This window comes from Micromonospora sp. NPDC004336, from assembly GCF_053602615.1.
The window spans coordinates 1-23,229 of record NZ_JBSGDY010000097.1 but is presented as its reverse complement, the minus strand read 5'-3'; the positions used below and the strand labels follow the sequence as shown (position 1 = coordinate 23,229).

9 protein-coding genes and 1 pseudogene are annotated in these 23,229 nt (G+C 76.8%); 8 read left to right on the top strand and 2 right to left on the bottom strand.

The features are described from left to right. From ACWENR_RS19710 to ACWENR_RS19695, 4 genes are all read left to right on the top strand, one after another. Positions 1–383, top strand: a 383-nt coding sequence (locus tag ACWENR_RS19710; protein WP_452278427.1) for a phenylacetate--CoA ligase family protein, incomplete at its 5' end; no start/stop codon positions are given. Positions 384–411: 28 nt separating this feature from the next. Then, positions 412–792, top strand: coding sequence for a hydroxyphenylacetyl-CoA thioesterase PaaI (gene paaI, locus ACWENR_RS19705; protein WP_452278431.1), 381 nt, complete (start codon positions 412–414; stop codon positions 790–792). Between the two features lie 119 nt (positions 793–911). Beyond that, on the top strand, positions 912–2,021 hold the full coding sequence (locus ACWENR_RS19700; protein WP_452278426.1) for a nucleotide disphospho-sugar-binding domain-containing protein: 1,110 nt from the start codon (positions 912–914) through the stop codon (positions 2,019–2,021). Positions 2,022–2,086: 65 nt separating this feature from the next. Next, complete coding sequence (locus ACWENR_RS19695; protein ID WP_452278425.1) at positions 2,087–2,653, top strand: dienelactone hydrolase family protein; 567 nt, start codon at positions 2,087–2,089, stop codon at positions 2,651–2,653. Between the two features lie 49 nt (positions 2,654–2,702). Here the strand turns inward: ACWENR_RS19695 and ACWENR_RS19690 are convergent, their stop codons facing one another. Together ACWENR_RS19690 and ACWENR_RS19685 are read right to left on the bottom strand one after the other, a co-directional pair. Further along, entirely contained in the window at positions 2,703–3,596 is an 894-nt protein-coding gene (locus ACWENR_RS19690; protein ID WP_452278424.1) for an aldo/keto reductase, read from the bottom strand. Between the two features lie 169 nt (positions 3,597–3,765). Beyond that, the gene (locus ACWENR_RS19685) at positions 3,766–5,619 is read right to left on the bottom strand and encodes an AAA family ATPase (protein WP_452278430.1); all 1,854 of its coding nucleotides are present in this window, start codon (positions 5,617–5,619) and stop codon (positions 3,766–3,768) included. Positions 5,620–5,814: 195 nt separating this feature from the next. On the opposite strand from ACWENR_RS19685, the pseudogene ACWENR_RS19680 reads away from it, so the two are divergent. The 4 genes and pseudogenes from ACWENR_RS19680 to ACWENR_RS19665 all read left to right on the top strand — a co-directional run. Further along, a pseudogene (locus tag ACWENR_RS19680) lies at positions 5,815–7,479 on the top strand (SDR family NAD(P)-dependent oxidoreductase); the annotation flags it as partial. 72 nt (positions 7,480–7,551) lie between these two features. Then, the gene (locus ACWENR_RS19675; protein WP_452278429.1) at positions 7,552–12,507 is read left to right on the top strand and encodes a type I polyketide synthase; all 4,956 of its coding nucleotides are present in this window, start codon (positions 7,552–7,554) and stop codon (positions 12,505–12,507) included. A 47-nt stretch (positions 12,508–12,554) separates the two neighbouring features. After that, positions 12,555–21,983 carry a type I polyketide synthase gene (locus tag ACWENR_RS19670; protein ID WP_452278423.1) on the top strand — a complete coding sequence of 3,143 codons (9,429 nt, stop codon included), beginning with the start codon at positions 12,555–12,557 and terminating at the stop codon, positions 21,981–21,983. A gap of 31 nt (positions 21,984–22,014) precedes the next feature. Beyond that, positions 22,015–23,229, top strand: a 1,215-nt coding sequence (locus ACWENR_RS19665) for a beta-ketoacyl synthase N-terminal-like domain-containing protein (RefSeq protein WP_452278428.1), incomplete at its 3' end; no start/stop codon positions are given.

The window sequence follows — 23,229 nt, the reverse complement described above, 5'->3', positions numbered from 1 at the left end:
ACCTCACCCGGCTGCTGCCCGGCACCGCCCGCCCGATGCGGCGGGTCGAGAAGATCACCGGGCGCAGCGACGACATGATGATCGTGCGCGGCGTGAACGTCTTCCCCACCCAGATCGAGGAGCTGATCCTGCGTACGCCGCAGCTCTCGCCGCACTTCCAGTGCGTCCTCGGGCGGGAGGGGCGGATGGACACGCTGACCGTCCGCGTGGAACGGCGGGCGGGGGCGGGCGTCGAGGCCGCCGAACGGGCCGGTGCCGCGCTGGTCGGGCTGGTCAAGAACACGATCGGGGTGAGCGTGGCGGTCGAGGTGATCGCCCCGGACGGGGTGGAGCGGTCGATGGGCAAGATGCGGCGGATCGTCGACCAGCGGCGGGGCGGCTGACGTGGCCGGGCGCAACGCCGCGTACGACATGTTCGACGCCGACGCGGCCTCCAAGGGGCTCGGCATCGAGCTGGTCGAGGCCGGCGAGGGTGCGGCGGTGGCCCGGATGCGGGTCACCGGCGCGATGGTCAACGGTCACGCCATCGCCCACGGCGGCTTCGTCTTCCTGCTCGCCGACACGGCCTTCGCGCTGGCCTGCAACAGTCACGGCCCGGTCACCGTGGCCGCCGGCGGCGAGATCACCTTCGTCCGTCCCGCCCGCGAGGGCGACCTGCTGACCGCCCGCGCCACCGAGCGCACCCGCTACGGCCGCAGCGGCATCTACGACGTCACCGTCACCCGGGAGGGCGGCGAGGTGGTCGCCGAGTTCCGGGGCCGCAGCCGCACCCTGCCCCCGACCACCGGCTGATCCCGCCCCACCGCGTCGCCGCGCCGCCGGCCGCGTCGTCCCGCCGAGCTCGCGTTACCCCGGAGCCCCGTGCCGCGCGCGCCCCACCGCGAGCCCGGGGCGCGACTACCATGTGGACGGTGCGAGTGCTGGTGGTCTCCGCGCCGTTGATCGGGCACGTCCTCCCCCTGCTGCCGCTGGCCGCGGCACTGCGCGACGCCGGGCACGAGGTGCTCGTCGCCACCGCCGCCGACGCCCTGCGGGCCGAGCGGTCGGGCCTGCCGGTGCGCGACGTCGCGCCGATGTTCGACTTCGGGCGGATCGCCCGCGCGATGATGCTGCGCCACCCGCTGATCGCCCGGGCCGAGCTGGCCGGCACCGGCGGCACCCGGGGCGCCGGGCTGCTCTTCGGGGCGGTCAACGACCAGATCGCCGACGGGGTCGTCGCCGTGGCCGACGAGTGGAAGCCCGACCTGGTGATCCACGAGCCGTTCGCGGTGGCCGGGGCGCTGGCCGCCGCCAGGCGCGGCGTGCCCGCCGTACGCCAGGAGAACGCCCTCTTCGACGGCCGGGAGCTGGTGCGGGCCACCCTCGCGCGACTCGGCCCCGCCCTGCGCCGGCACGGTCTGGCGGAGCTGCCGCCCCCGGCCGCCGCCATCGCCGTCAGCCCGCCCAGCCTGCTCTCGCAGGACGGCTGGCCCATGCGCTACGCCACCCGGCCCGGCGGCGGCGAGCTGCCGCGATGGCTGCGCGAGCCGGGCGAGCGCCCACGGGTGCTGGTCAGCCGCAGCACCGTCGCCGGCCCCGGCAGCGCCGGCCCGATGCCGGCGGTGCTCGCCGCGGCCGACCGCGTCGACGCCGAGTTCGTCCTGGTCCGCCCGGACGCGCGGCTGGCCCGGCGGGCGCTGCCCGGCAACGTGCGTACCGTCGACTGGATCCCGCTGCCCGAGGCGCTGCCGGCGAGCGCGGCGCTGGTCCACCACGGCGGCGCGGGCAGCGTCCTCACGGCCCTGATCGCGGGCGTGCCGCAGCTGGCCACCGTCGGGGCCGGCGACCGGCGGCACAACGCGGAGCTGGTGGCCCGGCGCGGAGCCGGCCTCGCGGTGCGGCCCCGCGACATCACCGCCGACACGCTGACCCGGCTGGTCGGCGACCCGGGGCTGCGCGAGGCGGCCCGGCAGGTCGGTGCCGAGATCGCCGCCATGCCGGGGCCCGAGGAACTGGTGCGGCGGCTGACGGCGCTGGTCTGACCCGCCGGGTCCCGCGCCCGCGCGGCGGCCCCGGTCCTGTCGGGGGTCTGGGGCAGGATGCCGGGATGGGACACGTGGTGCTGTTTCACTCCGTCTACGGGCTGCGGCCCGCCGTCGTGGCGGCCGCCGACCGGCTGCGCGCCGCCGGGCACACCGTCGACACCCCCGACCTCTACGGCGAGCCGGCCGCCGAGACCGTGGCGGACGGCTTCGCCCTGCTCGGCAGGATCGGGCAGGAGGCCGTGCTGGACCGGGCCCGGGCGGCCCTGCGCGACGCGCCGGCCGACGCGGTGCTCGCCGGGTTCTCGATGGGCGCCGGGGTGGCCGGCGCGCTGCTCGCCGAGCGGCCCGACGCGGCGGCGCTGCTGCTGCTCTCCGGCACCGGCGGCGAGCCGGAGTCGGTCCGGCCGGGCCTGCCGGTGCAGCTGCACCTGGGCGACCCCGACGACTACGACGCGGAGCCGGAGGTCGAGCAGTGGCGGCGGGCGATGACCGCGGCCGGCGCGGAGCTGTCCGTCCACCGCTATCCCGGCGTCGGGCACCTCTACACCGATCCCGAGCTGCCCGACCACGACGCGGCGGCGGCCGCGCTGACCTGGGAGCGGGCCCTCGCCTTCCTCGCCGACCGCTGACCGGCACGCGGGGGCGGGCCGGGCGGCACCCCCCGCGCGCGGCCCGCGCTCAGCCGAGGCGGGCCAGGTCGTCGGCGGAGAGCCGGATCGCGCCGGCCGCGACGTTCTGCGCCAGGTGCGCCGGGTCGCCGGTGCCGGGAATGGCCAGCACGTGCGGCCCCTGGTGCAGCGTCCAGGCCAGCCGGATCTGGTGCGGCGTGGCCCCGTGGGCCCGGGCCACCGCGCGCACCGCGTCGTCGTGGTCGCCGCCCGCGCCCGACTCCCGGCCGGTCCCGGCGATCGCGAAGAACGGCACGAAGGCCACCCCGCGCTCACCGCAGGTACGCAGCAGGTCGTCGGCCCACCGGTTCGTGTCGAGGGCGTACGCGTTCTGCACGCACACCACCGGCGCGATGGCCTGTGCCTCGTCGAGGTGGTCGACGCGCACGTTGGACAGTCCGAGGTGCCGGATCAGCCCGGCGTCGCGCAGCTCCGCGAGCGCGGCGAAGCGCTCGGCCACCGAGTCCCGCCCGTCGCGCCGGACGATGCGCAGGTTGACCACGTCCAGCTGGTCCCGGCCGAGCCGGCGCAGGTTCTCCTCCACGTCCCGGCGCAGCTCGGCCGGGGTCAGCTCCCGGTGCCGGCTCGCCTCGTCGAACGACGGCCCGACCTTCGTGGCGATGACCAGGTCGTCCGGGTACGGCGAGAGGGCCTCGCGGATCAGGTCGGTGGCGTAGCGGCGGGGGCCGGTGCCGACGCCGAGCGGCCCGCCGGGCGAGACGTAGAAGGCGGCGGTGTCGATGTGGTTGACGCCGAGCTCGACGGCCCGACGCAGGACGCGGACGGCGCGTGTGCGGTCGGGGTCGGCGGTCAGCCGCATCGAGCCGAAGCCCATCCGGCGTACGGTGCGGTCGCCGAGGGTCCAGGTACCGGCGGCGGAGGCGGTGATCTCTTCGACAGGCATCGGGGCAACCTAGCCAGGGAACGCCAGTGCGCGCACTCGGTCGGCCGCCCGATACCGCCCGGCGTCGGCGGCGGCTAGGTTGGATCGTGGGGGAAGAGTCGCGGCGGGAGCCGGTGACCCGGCCCGGCGGCGCCGTCGTCGGCGAGCGACGGTGGCGGCGCGCCCCCGCTCACGCCGCTGCCGGTGTCCCGCGCGGCAGCTCCCATGCCATCGTCCGTTCGCGACGTCTCCGCCACGCGGATCGGGCCGACCGGAGGCCGTCCCCCTCGACGGGCGCGTCGCGGCCGGCCACCGGGCCGGGGGAGTCGCCGGCCGCGAGGACCCGCCTCGCCCGGTCGGCGAGCCCGGGGACGTGGACCGGACGAGCCGCGTCGCGTCCCGACCGTGCGGCCGACGCGCCGAAGCGGACCGGTTCCGACGGCTCGGCGGTCGCGGCGACGCGGACCGGCTTCGACGGGCGGGCGGGCGCGAGGACGCGGACGGGGCAGGGCGCGTCGCGGTCCGACGGCTCGGTGGGCGCGGCGACGCGGACCGGTTTCGACAGGCCGGCCGGCGCGAGGAGGCGGACGGGACAGGGCGCGTCGCGGTCCGACGGCTCGGCCGGCGCGGGGACGCGGACCAGTCTCGTCGGCTCGGCGGGCGCGGGGACACGGATCGGTTTCGTCGGCTCGGTGGGCGCGGGGACACGGATCGGTTTCGACGGCTCGGTGGGCGCGGGGACACGGATCGGTTTCGACAGGTCGGCCGGCGCGAGGACGCGAACCGGGCCGGTCGGCCTCGGGGAGCCGACGGTGGCGGCCGGGTCGGGCAGCGGCCGCCGGCCGACGACCGCGACGACCCGGGCACGAGGCGTGGCGGGCGGCGCGGCGACGGGAGGACGAGCCGGCCGCCCGGCCCGCAGGGCGAACGTCGCCCGGACCGCCCTCGGCAGCCGGGCGTACGCGACCTCGCGGAGCACCGGGTCGGCGACGGCGTACCGGCCGTCGGCGTGGACGACCAGCAGCCCCGACGCGGCGAGCGCCCGCAGCGCCGGCAGGGCCCGGTCGGGCGTCCAGCCGAGCAGGCGCGCCACCGACGGCGCGGTGACCCCCGCGTCGCGGGTCGCGGCGGCCATCAGCACCGCCCGCCGCGTGGCGTCGAGGCGGTCCAACCCGGCGTCGACCTCGCGGCGCACCGCGTCCGGTACGCGCAGCCGCGCCGGCGGTGCGCCGTCGAGCGCCGCCACGTACGCGACCGCCCGGCCGGGGATGCCGCCGACCGCCGGCAGCAGCCGGGCCGCCTGCGTCGCGGGCCGGTCGGCCCGGCGCAGCAGGTGGCGCAGCAGCCGGCCGGTCTCCACCGGGCGCAGCGGCGGCACGTCCAACCGGTGCCGGCGGCCGACGGGCAGCACGTCCGCGCACTCCGGACGGTGCACCGCCACCACCGCCAGCGGCAGGGACCGGGCGGCGGCCGCCGCGAAGAGCCGGCGCAGGAAGCGGTCCAGCGCCCCGGCGGCCCGGTCCAGGTCGTCCACCGCCACCACCAGCGGCTCCCGGGCCGCGAGCGCCAGCAGCACCTCCCGCGCCACCTCGGCGCCCCGGGCCGCCCCGGGCGAGGCGTCCGGCCCGGCGAGCAGCTCCGCCAGCGCGCCCACCGACCCGGTCAGCCGCTCCGGCGGCACCAGGCCCGCGACGGCGGCGGCGAGCCGGCGGCGTACGGTCGCGGGCGACTCGTCGGCGCGGAGGCCGGCGAGCCCGCGCACCAGGTCCGCGACGGGCGCCAGGGCCCGGGGGTACGGCGGGCAGTGCGCGACGCACCAGCGCACCGGCACGTCGTCCACGACCGCCACCGCGTGCCGCAGCTCGTGCAGCAGCCGGCTGCGCCCGATGCCGGCGGGGCCGACCAGCGACAGCCAGCGCGGGCTGCGGTCCCGCAGCGCCCGCAGGACCAGGTCCCGGGCGGCGGCCAGTTCGCGCCGCCGGCCGACCAGCGGCCCCTCGTGCCGGGCCGGGGCCGGCCGGGCCGTCCCGGTGGCGTGCGACACGTCCACCGGCAGCGCCTTGCCGGCGAGGGCCACCGGCGGCACCGGGCGCTGCGCGATCAGCCCCTCGGTGGCCCGCCGGGTCGCCGCGCAGAGCGCCACCCCGCCCGGCGGGGCGTATGCCTGCAACCGGGCGGCCGTGGTGATCACCGCGCCGCTGGCCGCGCCGTGCCCGCCGTCGCGGGCCGCCGCGAGGTCCACCAGCGCCTCGCCGCCCTGCGGAGCTGGCTCGCCGACGAGCGGTTCGCCGACTCGCGGCTGGTGCTGGTCACCCGCGACGCGGTCGCGGCGGGGGAGCAGCCGGTCGTCGACCTGCGCCAGGCCCCGGTCTGGGGCCTGCTGCGCACCGCGCAGCTCGAACACCCGGGCCGCTGCCAACTCGTCGACCTCGACGACACCCCCGCCAGCGCCGCCGTGCTGGCCGCCGCCGTCGCCTCGGGCGAGCCGCAGCTCGCCCTGCGGGACGGGCAGGTCCGTACGCCCCGGCTCGGCCGGGTCCCGGCCACGGTGGAGCTGCTGCCCGGCGGCGTCGACCCGGCCGGCACCGTGCTGATCACCGGCGGGACCGGCGTCCTGGGCCGCGTCGTGGCCCGCCACCTCGCCACCACCCACGGCGTACGGCACCTGCTGCTGGCCGGGCGGCGCGGCGCGACGGCCGAGGGGATCGGCGACCTGGTCACCGAGCTCGCCGACGCCGGTACGGAGGTGACCGTCGCGGCCTGCGACGTCGCCGACCCGGACGCCCTGGCGGCGCTGCTGGCCGGGGTGCCCGCCGATCGTCCGCTCACCGCCGTGGTGCACGCCGCCGGCGTCCTAGAAGACGGCGTGCTGGAGTCGATGACCCCCGAACGCGTCGACGCGGTGGCCGTGCCGAAGGTCGACGCGGCGTGGCACCTGCACCGCCTCACCGCCGACCTCGACCTCGCGGCCTTCGTGCTCTTCTCCTCGGCGGCGGCCACGCTGGGCAGCGCCGGCCAGTCCAACTACGCGGCGGCGAACGCCTTCCTGGACGCCCTCGCCGCGCACCGCCGCGCCCGCGGACTCGCCGGCATCTCCCTCGCCTGGGGCCTGTGGGAGCAGGCCAGCGGCATGACCGGCCACCTCGACGACGCGGACGTGCGGCGGATGGCCGAACAGGGCGCGGCGGGGCTGACCACCGAGCAGGCCCTCGACCTCTTCGACGCGGCCTGGCGGCTCGACGCGGCGGCGGTCGTGCCGATGCGGCTCGACGTCGGGACGCTGCGGGCGCAGGCGGAGGCCGGCACCCTGGCGCCGCTGCTCCGGGCCCTGGTCCGGGTGCCGCTGCGGCGCTCGGCCGACGCCGCCGCCAACGGCGGCGGTGTGCGGCTCGGCCAGCGGCTGGCCGGGCTGGCCGGCCCGGAGCGGCTGAAGGTGGTGCTGGACGTGGTCCGGGCCAACATCGCCGCCGTCCTGGGTCACGCCAGCGCCGACGCGGTCGACCCCGGCCGGCTCTTCACCGAACTCGGCTTCGACTCGCTCACCGCGGTGGACCTGCGCAACCGGCTCAACAGCCTGTCCGGTCTGCGGCTGCCGGCGACGCTCGTGTTCGACTACCCGACGCCGGCCGCGCTCGCCGAGAGGCTGGCGAGCGAGATCGCCGCCGACGCGGCGCCGTCCACGCAGCCCATCTTCCAGGGCATCGACGCCGTGGAGAGCCTGCTCACCGCCATCCCGCTGGACGCGACGACCCGGGCCCGGTTCGCCGCGCGGATGCAGGACCTGCTGGCCAAGGCGTCCGACCTGGGTGCCCCAGCGGCCACCGAAGAGGACAAGCCCGATCTCGAATCGGCCAGCGACGACGAGATCTTCGACTTCATCAGCAAAGAGTTCGGGATCTCCTGAGATGACCGGACTCTTCATCGAGGAAGGCGCCACCCGATGAGCGACGACAAGCTGCGGTACTTCCTCAAGCGGGTGACCGCCGACCTGCACGAGACCAAGCGCAAGCTGCAGACCGTCGAGGCACGCGACCAGGAGCCGCTGGCCATCGTCTCGATGAGCTGCCGCTTCCCCGGCGGCGTACGGTCGCCGGAGGACCTGTGGGACCTCGTCGCCGACGGCCGGGACGCGCTCACCGAGTTCCCGGACGACCGCGGCTGGGACCTGGCGTCGCTCTACGACCCAGACCCCAACAAGCCGGGCAAGAGCTACACCCGCATCGGCGGCTTCCTCGACCAGGCCGGCGCGTTCGACCCGGCCCTGTTCGGGATCTCCCCGCGCGAGGCCCTCGCCATGGACCCGCAGCAGCGGCTGCTGCTGGAGACCTCCTGGGAGGCCGTCGAGCGCGCCGGCATCGACCCGCTGTCGCTGCGCGGCAGCCAGACCGGCGTCTTCGTGGGACTCAGCACCTCCAACTACGGCATGGGTCTGCCGAACGTGCCCGAGGGCGTCGACATGTACATCGGCACCGGCAACACCACCAGCGTGGCGTCCGGCCGGATCTCGTTCACCCTCGGCCTCAACGGCCCGGCCGTCACCGTGGACACCGCCTGCTCGTCCTCGCTGGTGGCCCTGCACCTCGCGGCGACCGCGCTGCGCCGCGGCGAGTGCGACCTGGCCATCGCCGGTGGCGTCACCGTGATGGTCACCCCCGGCGTGTTCGTCGTCTTCTCCCGCCAGCGCGGCATGTCCGTCGACGGCCGGTGCAAGGCGTTCGCCGCCGGCGCGGACGGCACCGGCTGGGGCGAGGGCGGCGGCGTGCTGGTCGTGGAACGGCTCTCCGACGCCGAGCGCAACGGCCACCCGATCCTCGCCGTCATCCGGGGCAGCGCACTCAACCAGGACGGCGCGTCGAACGGCCTGACCGCGCCGAACGGCCCGTCCCAGCAGCGTGTCATCCGGCAGGCGCTGGCGAACGCCCGCCTCGGCGCCGCCGACGTCGACATGGTGGAGGCGCACGGCACGGGCACCACCCTCGGCGACCCGATCGAGGCGCAGGCGCTGCTCGCCACGTACGGGCAGGACCGGCCCGCCGACCGGCCGCTCTGGCTCGGCTCGGTCAAGTCGAACATCGGCCACACCCAGAGCGCCGCCGGCGTAGCCGGCATGGTCAAGATGGTGATGGCGCTGCGCAACGGCCTCCTGCCGGCGACCCTGCACGTCGACGAGCCGTCGCCGCACGTCGACTGGGACGCCGGGGCGGTGGCGCTGCTCACCGAGGCGAAGCCGTGGCCCGAGCTGGGGCGCCCCCGCCGGGGCGGCGTCTCCTCGTTCGGGGTCAGCGGCACCAACGCCCACGTCATCGTGGAGGAGTACCGGCCGCGTACCGCCGCGCCGGAGGCCGTCGACGGCGAGGAGGTCGTCGAGGCGGCGACCGAGACCGGCCGGCGACCCGGCCTGGTGGCGTCCGACGCGGTCGTCTGGCCGGTGTCGGCGCGGTCGAGGGCGGCCCTGGCGGGCCAGGCGGCGCGGCTGGCGGCGTACGTGCGCGAGCGCGGCGACGTCGATCCGGCGGCGGTGGGCTGGTCCCTGGCGACGACCCGGTCGACGTTCGACCAGCGGGCCGCCGTGGTGGGGTCGACCGTCGAGGAGCTGTTGACCGGGCTGGACGCCGTGGCTGCCGGCGCGCCGGCGGGAAACCTGGTGACGGGCACGGTCGCCGGAACGGGCGCGGGCCCGGTGTTCGTGTTCCCGGGTCAGGGTGCGCAGTCGGCGCGGATGGCAGCTGGCCTGGTGGGTCGTGCGCCGGTGTTCGACGCGCGCCTGGCCGAGTGCCAGCGGGCCTTGGCGCCCTACCTGGACGTCGACCTCGTCTCGGTGCTCACGGGTGAGGACGAGTCGTGGTTGGCGCGGGTCGAGGTCGTGCAGCCGGTGCTGTGGGCCGTCGGCATGGCCCTGGCCGCCGTGTGGCAGCACGCGGGAGTCACCCCGGCGGCGGTGATCGGTCACTCGCAGGGCGAGATCGGCGCCGCCTGCGTCGCCGGGATCCTGTCCCTCGACGACGCGGCGAAGGCCGTGGCGCTGCGCTCCCGCGCGCTGACCGTGCTGCGGGGCACCGGCACGATGGCGTCGATCGACCTGTCCGCCGAGGCGGTCGCCGAGCGTTTGCCGGCGTTCCCGGGCGTCGGGGTCGCGGCGGTCAACGGCCCGTCCACCGTCGTGGTGTCCGGCCCGCCGCAGCCCGTCGCCGACCTGGTCGAAGCCTGCCAGGCCGACGGGATCAGGGCTCGCCTGATCCCCGTCGACTACGCGTCGCACTCGGCGGCGGTGCAGGACGTGGCCGAGCAGTTGCGTGCCGACCTGGCCGACATCACGCCCCGGCAGGGTGACGTCCGGCTGGTGTCGACGTTGACCGGAGACTGGGTGGACCCGGGGTCGATGACGGCGGACTACTGGTACGACAACCTGCGGCAGACCGTGCGGTTCGACGCCGCCGTCCGGGTGGCGGTCGCCGCCGGCCACACCACGTTCGTGGAGATCAGCCCGCACCCGGTGCTGACCATGCCCGTCACCGCCATCCTCGACGACGCCGGAGCGAGCGGCCACACCCTCGGCAGCCTCCGACGCGGCGACGACGACCCGACCCGACTGCTGACCAACCTCGCCACCGCCCACGTCATCGGCCTGCCCGTCGACCTCACCAGGGTCCTCGCCCAGACCGACACCGTCGACCTGCCCACCTACGCCTTCGACCACCAGCGGTACTGGTTGGACGGCAGCGGCGGCGTCGACCTGGAGAGCCTGCTCCAGGGCGCCGCCGACCCGGGCGACGCGAGCTTCTGGGCCGCCGTGGAACGCGGCGACATCACCGCCCTCGCCGAGACCGTCGCCACCGACGACATCCCGGCGCACGAGGCCCTCGACGCGCTGCTGCCGGCCCTGCCGCTGCTCACCTCGTGGCGGAGGCAGCGCCGCCGGCAGTCCGACATCGACAGCTGGCGCTACCAGGACACCTGGAAGCCCCTGCCCGGCGTGACCAACCGGGGCATGACCGGCACCTGGATCGTCGTCATGCCGACCGGCGACATCGTCGAACCCTGGCAGGACGCCTGCGTCGAGGCCTTCACGGCGGCCGGCGCGACCCTGGTCCCGGTGGCCGTCTCCACCAGCGACGTCGACCGCGACCTGCTGGGCAAGCTGCTGCGGGAGGCGCTCGCCGCGACGCCGGGCGGGGAGCGGGACGCCGCCGAGGTGGCCGGCGTCGTATCGCTGCTCGCCTTCGACGAGCTGGCCCACCCGCTGCACCCGTCCGTGCCCGGCGGCTTCGCCGCCACCGTCGCGCTCTTCCAGGCCCTCGGCGACATCGGCCTGCGCGCCCCCATGTGGAGCGTCACCTCCGGCGCCGCGTCCGTCGGCATGGCCGACCTGCTGCGCTCCCCGGTCCAGTCGCTGGTGTGGGGCTTCGGCCGGGTCGCCGCCCTCGAACACCCGCAGCGCTGGGGCGGCCTCGTGGACCTGCCCGAGGCCGTCGAGGAACGCTCCGCCGCCCTGCTGGTCGCGGCCCTCACCGCCGCCGGGGAGGAGGACCAGATCGCGGTACGCCCCGGCGGCCTGCTCGCCCGCCGGCTCACCCGGGTCCCGCTCGGCGACAGCCAACCCGCGAACCCCTGGCAGCCGTACGGCACGGCGCTGGTCACCGGCGGCACCGGCGCGCTCGGCGGGCACGCCGCCCGGTGGCTGGCCCGCAGCGGGGTGGAGAACATCGTCGTGGTCAGCCGGCGGGGCATGGCCGCGCCGGGCGCGCAGCAGCTCGTCGACGACCTCACCACGCTGGGCGCCCAGGCCACGGTGGTGGCCTGCGACGCGTCCGACCGGGACGCGCTGGCCGACCTGATCGGCGCGATTCCCGCCGAGTACCCGCTCACCACGGTCGTGCACGCCACCGCCGTGCTGGACGACGCCATGATCAACGACATCCGGCTGGAACAGATCGAGCGGGTGCTCCAGGCCAAGGTCGACGTCGCGTACCACCTGCACGAGCTGACCCTCGACCTGGACCTGTCCGCGTTCGTCATGTTCTCGTCCTTCGCCGGCAGCGTGGCCAGCTCCGGCGTCGGAAACTACGCCCCGAGCAACGCGTTCCTCGACGCGCTGGCCCAGCACCGGCGCGGGCTCGGCCTGCCCGCCACCTCCGTGGCCTGGGGTGCGTGGGCCGGCGGCGGCATGGCGGACGGGCCGCTCGGCGAGCTGCTGCACCGGCACGGCGTACCCGAGATGACCCCGGACGCGGCCATCGCCGCGCTGCACCAGGCCGTGGACCACGGCGAGGCGTTCCTCACCATCGCCGACATCGCCTGGGAACGCTTCGCCGTCGCCTTCACCGCCACCCGGCCCGGCCCCCTGATCAGCGACCTGCCGGACGTCCGCCGGCTCGCCACCGCCGAGCAGGTGGCCGGCGTGGAGGCCGCCGACGGCCCGGACTCCCTGCGGGAGCGGTTCGCCGGGCTGCCCGCCGCCGAGCGGCTCGCCGTCCTGCTCGGCCTGGTCCGCAGCCAGGTCGCCGCCGTGCTCAACTACCCGTCCGCCGAGTCGGTGGACGAGCACCGGGCGTTCCGGGAACTGGGCTTCGACTCCGTCACCGCCGTCGAACTGCGCAACCGGCTCGGCTCGGCCACCGGCGTGGCCCTGCCGGTCACCCTGGTCTTCGACTACCCGACCCCGACGACGCTGGCGGAGTACCTCTTCGCCGAGGTCGCCCACGACGACGTGGTCACCCCGACCGCGCTCCTCGACGACCTCGACCGGATCGCCGACAGCCTCGACGTGGTGGCGCGGGACGAGGCGGCGCGGGTGCGCGCCACCGTACGCCTCCAGGCGATGCTCTCCCGGCTCGCCCAGGACAGCGGTGGCGCCGACGTGGGCCGGCACCTCGACGACGCCACCGACGACGAACTGTTCGCCATGGTGGACAGGGACCTCGGCATCTCCTGACCCCAGCTCCGGCCCCCCTCCGTCCCTGCTCAGGAAGCGGCACTCCGATGGCCAATGAAGACAAGCTCCGCGACTACCTCAAGCGGGTCATGGCTGATCTCCACGACACCCGCCGCCGGCTCAGTGAGGCGCAGTCCCAGGAACTGGAGCCGGTGGCGATCGTGGCGATGAGCTGCCGCCTGCCCGGCGGGGTGCGCAACCCCGACGAGCTGTGGGAGCTGCTGCGGGACGGCCGGGACGCCGTGGCGCCCTTCCCCGACGACCGGGGCTGGGACCTGGAGCGCCTCTATCACCCCGACCCCGACCACCCCGGCACCTCGTACGCCCGCGAGGGCGGGTTCGTCGACGGAGCCGGCGACTTCGACTCCGCCTTCTTCGGCATCTCGCCCCGCGAGGCGCTGGCCATGGACCCCCAGCAGCGGCTGCTGCTGGAGACCTCCTGGGAGGCGGTCGAGGCCGCCGGCATCGACCCGGCCGCGCTGCGCGGCAGCCGGACCGGGGTGTTCGTCGGCACCAACGGGCAGGACTACGGCACCCTGCTGATGATGTCGCCGGACGGCGACGAGGGGCACTCGATGACCGGCGGCGCGGCGGCCGTGGCGTCCGGCCGGGTGTCGTACACCCTCGGGCTGGAGGGGCCCGCCGTGTCCATCGACACGGCCTGCTCGTCGTCGCTGGTGGCGCTGCACCTCGCCGTGCAGGCGCTGCGGGCGGGGGAGTGCGACCTCGCCCTGGCCGGCGGCGTGACCGTGATGGCCACCCCCGGCCTGTACATCGGGTCGAGCCGACAGCGGGCCCTCGCCCCCGACGGCCGGTGCAAGTCCTTCGCCGCCGCCGCCGACGGCGCCGGGTTCTCCGAGGGCGTCGGCTGGCTGCTGGTCGAGCGGCTGTCCGACGCCCGCCGCAACGGCCGCCGCGTCCTCGCCGTGGTACGCGGCACCGCCGTCAACCAGGACGGCGCCTCCAACGGCCTGAGCGCCCCGAACGGCCCCGCCCAGCAGCGGGTGATCAGCCAGGCCCTCACGAGTGCCCGGCTCGCCACCGTCGACGTCGACGTGGTGGAGGCGCACGGCACCGGCACCCGGCTCGGCGACCCGATCGAGGCGCAGGCGCTGCTCGCCACGTACGGGCAGGACCGGGGCGACGCCGAACCGCTGCTGCTCGGCTCGTTGAAGTCCAACATCGGGCACGCCCAGGCCGCCGCCGGCGTGGCCAGTGTCATCAAGATGGTGCTGGCGATGCGGCACGGGGTCGTGCCGGCGACGCTGCACGTCGACGAGCCCTCCCCGCACGTCGACTGGTCGGCGGGCGCCATCGAGCTGGCGACCGAGGCGCGGCCGTGGCCCGAGACGGGTCGGGCGCGCCGGGCGGCCGTCTCCTCGTTCGGCATCTCCGGCACCAACGCCCACGTCATCGTCGAGCAGCCGACCGAGCCGGCCGAGAGCCCGTCCGGCCGCACCCCGGGCCTGGTCGCCGCCGACGCGTTCCTCTGGCCGGTCTCGGCGCGGTCGACGGCCGCCCTCGCCGGTCAGGCCGCCCGGCTGGCGGCGTACGTGCGGCAGCGGGCGGAGCTGGACCCGGCGGCGGTGGGCTGGTCCCTGGCCACGACCCGGTCGACGTTCGACCAGCGGGCCGCCGTGGTGGGGTCGACCGTCGAGGAGCTGCTGGCCGGCCTGGACGCCGTCGCGGCGGGTCGTCCGGCCGCGAACGTGACCACCGGGGTGGCGTCCGGCCCGGGCGCCGGTCCGGTGTTCGTGTTCCCGGGTCAGGGCGCCCAGTCGGCGCGGATGGCCGCCGGCCTGGTCGGCCGCGCGCCGGTGTTCGACGCGCGCCTGGCCGAGTGCCAGCGGGCCCTGGCGCCGTATCTCGATGTCGACCTTGTCTCGGTGCTCACGGGTGAGGACGAGTCGTGGTTGGAGCGGGTGGAGGTCGTGCAGCCGGTGCTGTGGGCGGTCGGCATGGCCCTGGCCGTCGTGTGGCAGCACGCGGGCGTGGCCCCGGCGGCGGTGATCGGTCACTCGCAGGGCGAGATCGGCGCGGCGTGTGTGGCGGGGATTTTGTCCCTGGAGGACGCGGCGAAGGCCGTCGCGTTGCGGTCCCGCGCCCTGACGGTGCTGCGGGGCACGGGCACGATGGCGTCGATCGACCTGTCCGCCGAGGCGGTCGCCGAGCGTCTGCCGGCGTTCCCGGGCGTGGGTGTCGCGGCGGTGAACGGCCCGTCCACGGTGGTGGTGTCCGGTCCGCCGCAGCCGGTCGCCGACCTTGTCGAAGCCTGTCAGGCCGACGGCGTCCGGGCTCGCCTGATCCCGGTGGACTACGCGTCGCACTCGGTGGCGGTGCAGGACGTGGCCGAGCAGTTGCGTGCGGACCTGGCCGACATCACGCCCGGTCAGGGTGACGTCCGGCTCGTGTCGACGTTGACCGGGGACTGGGTCGATCCGGGGTCGATGACGGCGGGCTACTGGTACGACAACCTGCGGCAGACCGTGCGGTTCGACGCCGCGGTGCGGGTGGCGGTCGCCGCCGGCCACACCACGTTCGTGGAGATCAGCCCGCACCCGGTGCTGACGATGCCCGTCACCGCGATCCTCGACGACGCCGGAGCGAGCGGCCACACCCTCGGCAGCCTCCGACGCGGCGACGACGAGCCGACCCGGCTGCTGATCAACCTCGCCACCGCCCACGTCATCGGCCTGCCCGTCGACCTCACCAGGGTCCTCGCCCGGACCGACACCGTCGACCTGCCCACCTACGCCTTCGACCACCAGCGGTACTGGCCCGCGCCGCCGGCCTTCCTCGCCGCCCCCGCCGGCGCCCCGGACATCGACCGGTGGCGCTACCGGGTCACCTGGCAGGCAGTGCCCGACCTGCCGCTGACCTGGCTGGCCGGCACCTGGCTCGTCCCGCTGCCGGCCGGGCGGGGCGACGACCCCCTGGTCGCCGGGGTGCTGGGCGCGCTCGGCAACTTCGGCGCGGACGTCGTACCCGTGGAACTGGACGCCACCGACGAGCCGGCGGCGCTGGCCGACCGGCTGCGCGCCGCGCTCACCGGCCCGGAGCGGCCCACCGCCGTGCTCTCGCTGCTCGGCCTCGACGAGCGCGCACACCCCGGGCACCCGGCGACCTCGCTGGCCGCCTCGGGCACCGCCCTGCTGGTGCAGGCGCTCGGCGCGCTCGACGTCGAGGCGCCGCTGTGGTGCGCGACCCGGGGCGCCGTCGCGGTCTCCGCCGACGACCTGCCGCCGCACCCGGTGGCCGCCTCCGTGTGGGGGCTCGGCCGCGCCGTCGCCCTCGAACACCCCGGCCGCTGGGGCGGCCTGCTCGACCTGCCGCAGACCCTCGACGCGCAGACCGGCGCCCTGCTCTGCGCGGCGCTCGGCGACGCCGGGGGCGAGGACCAGCTCGCCGTCCGCGACTCCGGCGTCTTCGTCCGCCGGCTCGCCCGGATCACCGAGCCCGAGCCGACCCACGACGGCTGGCGGCCGCGCGGCACCGTCCTGATCACCGGCGGCACCGGCGGGCTGGGCGGGCACCTGGCCCGCTGGGCCGCCCGATCCGGCGCCGCGCACGTCCTGCTGGCCAGCCGGCGCGGCCCGGACGCCCCGGGCGCCGCCGAGCTGGCGGCGGAGCTGACCGAACTCGGCGTACGGGTCACTGTCGCCCGCTGCGACGTCGGCGACCGCGCGCAGGTGGCCGGCCTCCTGGCCGCCGTCCCCGCCGACGCACCCCTGACCGCCGTGCTGCACACCGCCGCCGTCCTCGACGACGGCATCGTCGACACCGCCACCCCGCACCGCCTGCACACCGTCGCCGCGCCCAAGTGCGCCGCCGCAGTCCACCTCGACGAGCTGACCCGCGACCTGGACCTGGACGCCTTCGTGCTCTTCTCCTCGGTCGCCGGCACCACCGGCAACGCCGGGCAGGGCGCGTACGGGGCGGCGAACGCCTTCCTCGACGCCCTCGCCGAGCGGCGCCGCGCCGAGGGCCGGCCCGCCCTCTCCGTCGCCTGGGGCGCGTGGCGCGGCGCCGGCCTGCCCGCCGACAACGAGCGCGCCCAGCAGCGGCTGCGCCGGGGCGGCATGGTCGGCATGGACCCCGACCTGGCCGTCGAGGCCCTCGCGCGGGCGCTGCGACGCGCCGACGCGACCACCGTCATCGCCGACATCGACTGGGCCCGGTTCGCCCCGGCGTTCACCCTCGTGCGGCCCAGCCCGCTGATCGGCGACCTCGCCGAGGTCCAGGAGGCGGCCCGGCAGGCCGCGCCGGAGGACGCCGAGGACGAGCCGGACAGTCCGTCGCAGGCAGCGGCCCGACGCTTCGCCGGGCTCCCCCCGGCGGAGCGCGCCTCGGCGCTGCTGGAGCTGGTCCGCCAGTGCGCCGCGACCGCGCTCGGCTACGGCGGCGCCGACGACATCCCGGCCGGCCGCCCCTTCCGCGACCTAGGCCTGGACTCGCTGACCGCGGTGGACATGCGCAACTTCCTGGCCACCGCCACCGACCTGCGGCTGCCCGCGACGCTCGCCTTCGACTACCCGAACCCGACGGCGCTCGCCGCGCACCTCGACGAACTGCTCACCGGGGCGACCGCCGGCTCGGCCGCCCCCGCACCGGCCACCACGGCCGCCACCGACGACGAGCCGATCGCCATCGTGGCGATGAGCTGCCGCCTCCCCGGCGGGGCGGACACCCCGGAGCAGCTGTGGCAGCTCCTCGCCGCCGGCGGCGACGCGATCGGCGAGTTCCCCACCGACCGGGGCTGGGACCTCGACCGGCTCTTCGACCCCGACCCGGAGAACGAGGGCACCAGCTACGCCCGCGAGGGCGGCTTCGTCGCCGGCGTCGCCGACTTCGACCCCGGGTTCTTCGGCATCAGCCCCCGCGAGGCGCTGGCCATGGACCCGCAGCAGCGGCTGCTGCTGGAGGCGTCCTGGGAGGCCGTCGAGCGGGCCGGCATCGACCCGCAGGCGCTGCGCGGCAGCCCCACCGGCGTCTTCGTCGGCACCAACTACCAGGACTACCGCAACCTGATGTACAGCGCCGAGGGCGCCGAGGGCCACCTGATGACCGGCAACGCCGGCAGCGTCCTCTCCGGGCGGGTGTCGTACACCCTCGGGCTGGAGGGACCCGCCGTCTCGGTGGACACCGCCTGCTCCTCGTCGCTGGTGGCGCTGCACTGGGCCTGCCAGGCGCTGCGCCGCTCGGAGTGCTCCCTCGCCCTCGTCGGGGGCGTCACCCTGATGTCCACCCCCGGCGTCTTCGTCGGCTTCAGCCGGCAGCGGGGGCTGGCCCCGGACAGCCGGGTCAAGGCGTTCGCCTCCGCCGCGGACGGCACGAGCTGGGGTGAGGGCCTCGGCCTGCTGCTGGTCGAGCGGCTCTCCGACGCCCGCCGCAACGGCCACCCCGTGCTCGCGGTGATCCGGGGCAGCGCCGTCAACCAGGACGGGGCGTCCAACGGCCTTACCGCGCCCAACGGGCCGTCGCAGCAGCGGGTGATCCGGCAGGCCCTCGCCGACGCCGGCCTTGCCCCGGCCGACGTGGACGCCGTCGAGGCGCACGGCACCGGCACCAGGCTCGGCGACCCGATCGAGGCCCAGGCCCTGCTCGCCACGTACGGCCAGCAGCGCCCCGCCGACCAGCCCCTCTGGCTCGGCTCGGTCAAGTCCAACATCGGCCACACCCAGGCCGCCGCCGGCGTCGCCGGGATCATCAAGATGGTGCTGGCCCTCCAGCACGGCTACCTGCCGCAGACCCTGCACGTCGACGAGCCGACCGACCAGGTGGACTGGAGCGTCGGCGCCGTCGAGCTGCTCGACGAGGGCCGCCCGTGGCCCGTCACCGACCACCCGCGCCGGGCCGCCGTCTCCTCGTTCGGGATCAGCGGCACCAACGCGCACACCATCCTGGAGCAGGCGCCCGAGCCGGTCGAGCCGGCCGGGACGACGGGCGAGCCGGCCCGGCTGCCGGTCGTGCCGGTGCTGCTGTCGGCGCGTACGGCGGCGGCGCTGGCCGCCCAGGCCGACCGCTGGGCCGACCGGCTCACCGGGCCGGGAGCCCCGCCACCGGTCGACGTCGGCTGGTCGTCGGTGGTCTCCCGGGCCACCCTGGACCACCGGGCCGTCGTCCTCGCCGCCGACCGGGGCGACCTGGCCGCCGGGCTGCGCGCCCTCGCCACCGGCGAGGACTCGCCGCTGCTGGTCACCGGCGCGGCCGTGGCCCGGCCGAAGGTGGCGTACCTCTTCTCCGGGCAGGGCGCCCAGCGGGCCGGGATGGGCCGCGAGCTGGCCGGGGCGTTCCCGGTCTTCGCCGCCGCCCTCGACGAGGTCTGCGCCGCCCTCGACCCGCACCTGCCCCGCCCGCTGAAGCCGGTGCTGCTCGCCGAGGCCGGCTCGCCGGAGGCGGAGCTGCTGGACCGCACCGAGTTCACCCAGCCGGCGCTCTTCGCCGTCGAGGTGGCGCTGTTCCGGCTGCTGGAGGCGTGGGGCCTCCGTCCCGACGCGGTCGCCGGGCACTCCATCGGGGAGTTCGCCGCCGCCCACGCCGCCGGGGTGCTCTCCCTGGCCGACGCCGCCGAGCTGGTCGCCGCCCGCGGCCGGCTGATGCAGGCGCTGCCGGCCGGCGGCGCGATGCTCGCCATCGCCGCCGCCGAGGCCGAGGTGACCGCCGCGCTCGGCGACCGCGCCGACCGGGTCTCCGTCGCCGCCGTCAACGGCCCCGCCGCCGTGGTGGTGTCCGGGGCCGGCGACGCCGTCGAGGAGCTGGCCGCCGAGTGGACCGCCCGGGGCGTACGGGTCCGGCGACTGGCGGTCAGCCACGCGTTCCACAGCCCGCTGATGGACCCGGTGCTCGACGACCTCGCCGCCGTCGCCGGACGGCTGCGGTACCAGGCCCCGACCGTCCCGATGGTCTCCACCGTCACCGGCGCGCCGGTCGACGTGACCGAGATCGGCACGCCCGGGTACTGGGTGCGGCACGCCCGCGACGCGGTGCGCTTCGCCGACGCCGTCGCGGCGCTGCGGGACCGCAACGTCACCGGCTACCTGGAGGTCGGCCCGGACGGGGTGCTCACCGCCCTCGCCCAGGCCGTGCTCGCCGAGGGCGCCCCGGCCGCCGGCCGCGCCCCGCTGGTCGTGCCCGCGCTGCGCCGGGACCGCCCCGAGCCGGCCACCCTGCTGCGGGCGGTCGCCGCGCTGCACGCCCACGGCGTCTCCCCGGACTGGCCGGCCCTGTACGAGGGCACCGGCGCCCGGCGGACCGACCTGCCCACGTACGTCTTCGACCGGCAGCGCTACTGGCCGGAGCCGCCGCCCTGGGCCGCGCTCGCGGCCGCCGAGGACGGCACCGACGTCGAGCGCCGCTTCTGGGCGGCCGTCGAGGCCGAGGACTTCGACTCGCTCGTCCGCGATCTCGACGTGGACCCCGACCAGCCGATCGGGACGGTGCTGCCCGCGCTGTCCGCGTGGCGGCGACGCGGGCGGGAACGCTCCCTCGTGGACGGCACCCGGTACCGGGCCGTCTGGGAGCCCCTCGCCGACACGCCCGCGGCGGACGGCGCCGGCCGCTGGCTCGTGCTGCTGCCCGCCGACCGGGCGGACGACCCGGAACTCCACTCCTGCGTCTGGGCCCTGGGCGGGGACGTCACCACCGTGCCCGTCGACACCGCCGCCGACCCGGACGACCTGACCGACGAACTCGCCGCCGCCCTCACCGACGCGCTGGCCGGGGACGGCGAGCCGCTGACGATCCTGTCCTTCCTCGGCCTGGACGACGCCCCGCACGCCGAGCACCCCGCGCTGCCCCGCGGCCTCGCCGCGACCGTGCGGCTGCTCCAGCAGCTGACCGACCTGGACGCGCCGGCCCGGCTCTGGTGCGTCACCCAGGGCGCCGTCGGCGTCGGCGACGGCGACGTCCCGCTCAACCCCCGGCAGGCGATGCTGTGGGGCCTGGGCCGGGTGGCCGCGCTCGAACAGCCCACCCGCTGGGCCGGGCTGGTCGACCTGCCCACCATCCTCGAAGCCTGGACGGCGATGCGCCTCGGCGGCGTCCTCACCGGCGACGGCGGCGAGGATCAGGTCGCCGTCCGCGACTCGGGCGTGCTGGTCCGCCGGCTCGTCCCCGCCGCCACCACCGGGGAACCCGAGCCGTGGCGGCCCCGGGGCACCGTGCTGATCACCGGCGGCGTCGGCGCCCTCGGCGGGCACGTGGCCCGCTGGGTGGCCGGTGCCGGCGCCGAGCGGGTGGTGCTGACCAGCCGCCGGGGCACCGACACCCCGGGCGCCGCCGACCTGCTCGCCGAGCTGACCGGCCTCGGGGTGGACTGCCGGGTCGCCCGGTGCGACGCCGCCGACCGGGCCGCGATGACCGACCTCCTGGCCGACCTGCGGCGCGCGGGACCGCCGCTGCGCGCGGTGGTGCACGCCGCCGGGGTCAGCGAGGTGGTGCCGCTGGCCGACACCACCCTGGAGGACCTGGCGTACGTCATCGCCCCGAAGCTCTGCGGCGCCGAGCTGCTCGACGAACTGCTCGACGGCGTCGAGCTGGACGCGTTCGTGCTCTTCTCCTCCATCTCGGCGGTGTGGGGCAGCGGCGGGCAGGGCGCCTACGCGGCCGGCAACGCCTACCTGGACGCGCTCGCCGAGCGGCGGCGCGCCCGGGGCCTGGCGGCCACCTCCGTCGCCTGGGGGCCGTGGACGGAGTCGGGCATGTACACCGAGGGCGCGGCGGAGCAGTTGCGCCGGCGCGGCCTGCGGGTGATGCCGCCGGGCGTGGCGATGGCCGGGCTGCGGCACGCCCTGGCGGCCGGCGACACCTGCGTCACCGTGGCCGACGTCGACTGGGCCGTCTTCCAGCCGCTGTTCACCTCGCTGCGGCCCAGTCCGCTGCTGGCGGACCTGCCGGCCGTACGCGCGCTCGCCGCCGCCCCCGCCGCCGGGCCGGACGTGCCGGTGCCCGTCGCCCGGGACCTGCTCGCCGGCCTGCGGGCGCTGCCCGGCGACGAGCGGCGGGCCGCGCTGCTGGACATGGTGCGGGTCGACGCGGCGAAGGTGCTCGGCCACCCCTCGGCCGACGTGATCGACACCGACCGGGGCTTCCTGGACCTCGGCTTCGACTCGCTCACCGCCGTGGAGCTGCGCAACCTGCTCGTCGCGGCCACCGGGCACGACCTGCCCACCACGGTCGTCTTCGACTACCCCACGCCCGAGGGCCTCGCCGACCACCTGCACGAGGAACTCTTCCCCGACCACGGCGGGGACGCCGGTGGCGGCGGCGACGAGGAGTCCGTCCGGCGAGCCATCGCCGCCATCCCGCTGGACCAGCTGCGGCAGGCGGGCCTGCTCGACCAGCTGCTCCAGCTGGCCCGCACGAGCGCCGACCCGGTGCCCGCGGCCCCGGCCGCGTCACCGGAGCCCGCGGCCCAGATCCACGAACTCGACGTCGCCGGCCTGGTCAGGATGGCCCTGGAAGGCTCCGACTCGTGACCCGCCCGGCCCTGAGGAGCCTTCGATGAGTGTGTCGCTGGACGAGGTCGTCACCGCGCTGCGCGCGGCCCTGCTCGACAACCAGAAGCTCAAGCAGCAGAACCAGCAGCTCACCGCCGCGCTCGGCGAACCCGTGGCGATCATCGGGATGAGCTGCCGGTTCCCCGGCGGCGTCGGCTCGCCCGAACAGCTGTGGGACCTCGTCGCGGCGGGCGCCGACGCGATGTCGGCGTTCCCCGCCGACCGGGGCTGGAACCTGGACGCGCTCTACGACACCGACCCCGACAGCCGGGGCACGTCGTACGTGCGGGAGGGCGGCTTCCTCTACTCCGCCGGGGACTTCGATCCCGGGTTCTTCGGCATCAGCCCCCGCGAGGCGCTCGCCATGGACCCGCAGCAGCGGCTGCTGCTGGAGGCCGCCTGGGAGGCGTTCGAACGGGCCGGCATCGACCCGACCACGCTGCGCGGCGCGCCCACCGGCGTCTACGCGGCGACCAGCCAGGGCGACTACGCGGCGCTGCTCACCGGGGTCAGCGGCGGCGTCGAGGGCTACCTCGGCACCGGCAGCGCCGCCGCCGTGGCCAGCGGTCGCATCTCGTACGCGCTGGGCCTGGAGGGGCCGGCGGTCACCGTCGACACGGCCTGCTCGTCGTCGCTGGTCGCGCTGCACCTGGCCTGCCAGGCGCTGCGGCTGGGGGAGTGCAGCCTGGCGCTCGCCGGCGGGGTGTCGGTGATGGCCACCCCGACCGTGTTCGTCGAGTTCTCCCGGCAGCGCGGCCTGTCCACCGACGGCCGGTGCAAGTCCTTCGCCGCCGCCGCCGACGGCACCGGCTGGTCGGAGGGGGTCGGCATGCTGCTCGTCGAGCGGCTCTCCGACGCCCGCCGCAACGGCCACCCCGTCCTCGCCGTGGTACGCGGCAGCGCCGTCAACCAGGACGGCGCGAGCAGCGGGCTGACCGCCCCGAACGGCCCCTCGCAGCGGCGGGTCATCCGGCAGGCCCTCGCCAACGCGGGACTCACCGCCGACCAGGTGGACGCCGTCGAGGCGCACGGCACCGGCACCACCCTCGGCGACCCCATCGAGGCGCAGGCGCTGCTCGCCACGTACGGGCGGGACCGGCCCGCCGACCGGCCGCTCTGGCTCGGGTCGGTCAAGTCGAACATCGGCCACACCCAGGCCGCCGCCGGCGTCGCCGGGGTGATGAAGATGGTCCTGGCGATGCGGCACGGGGTGCTGCCGCCCACC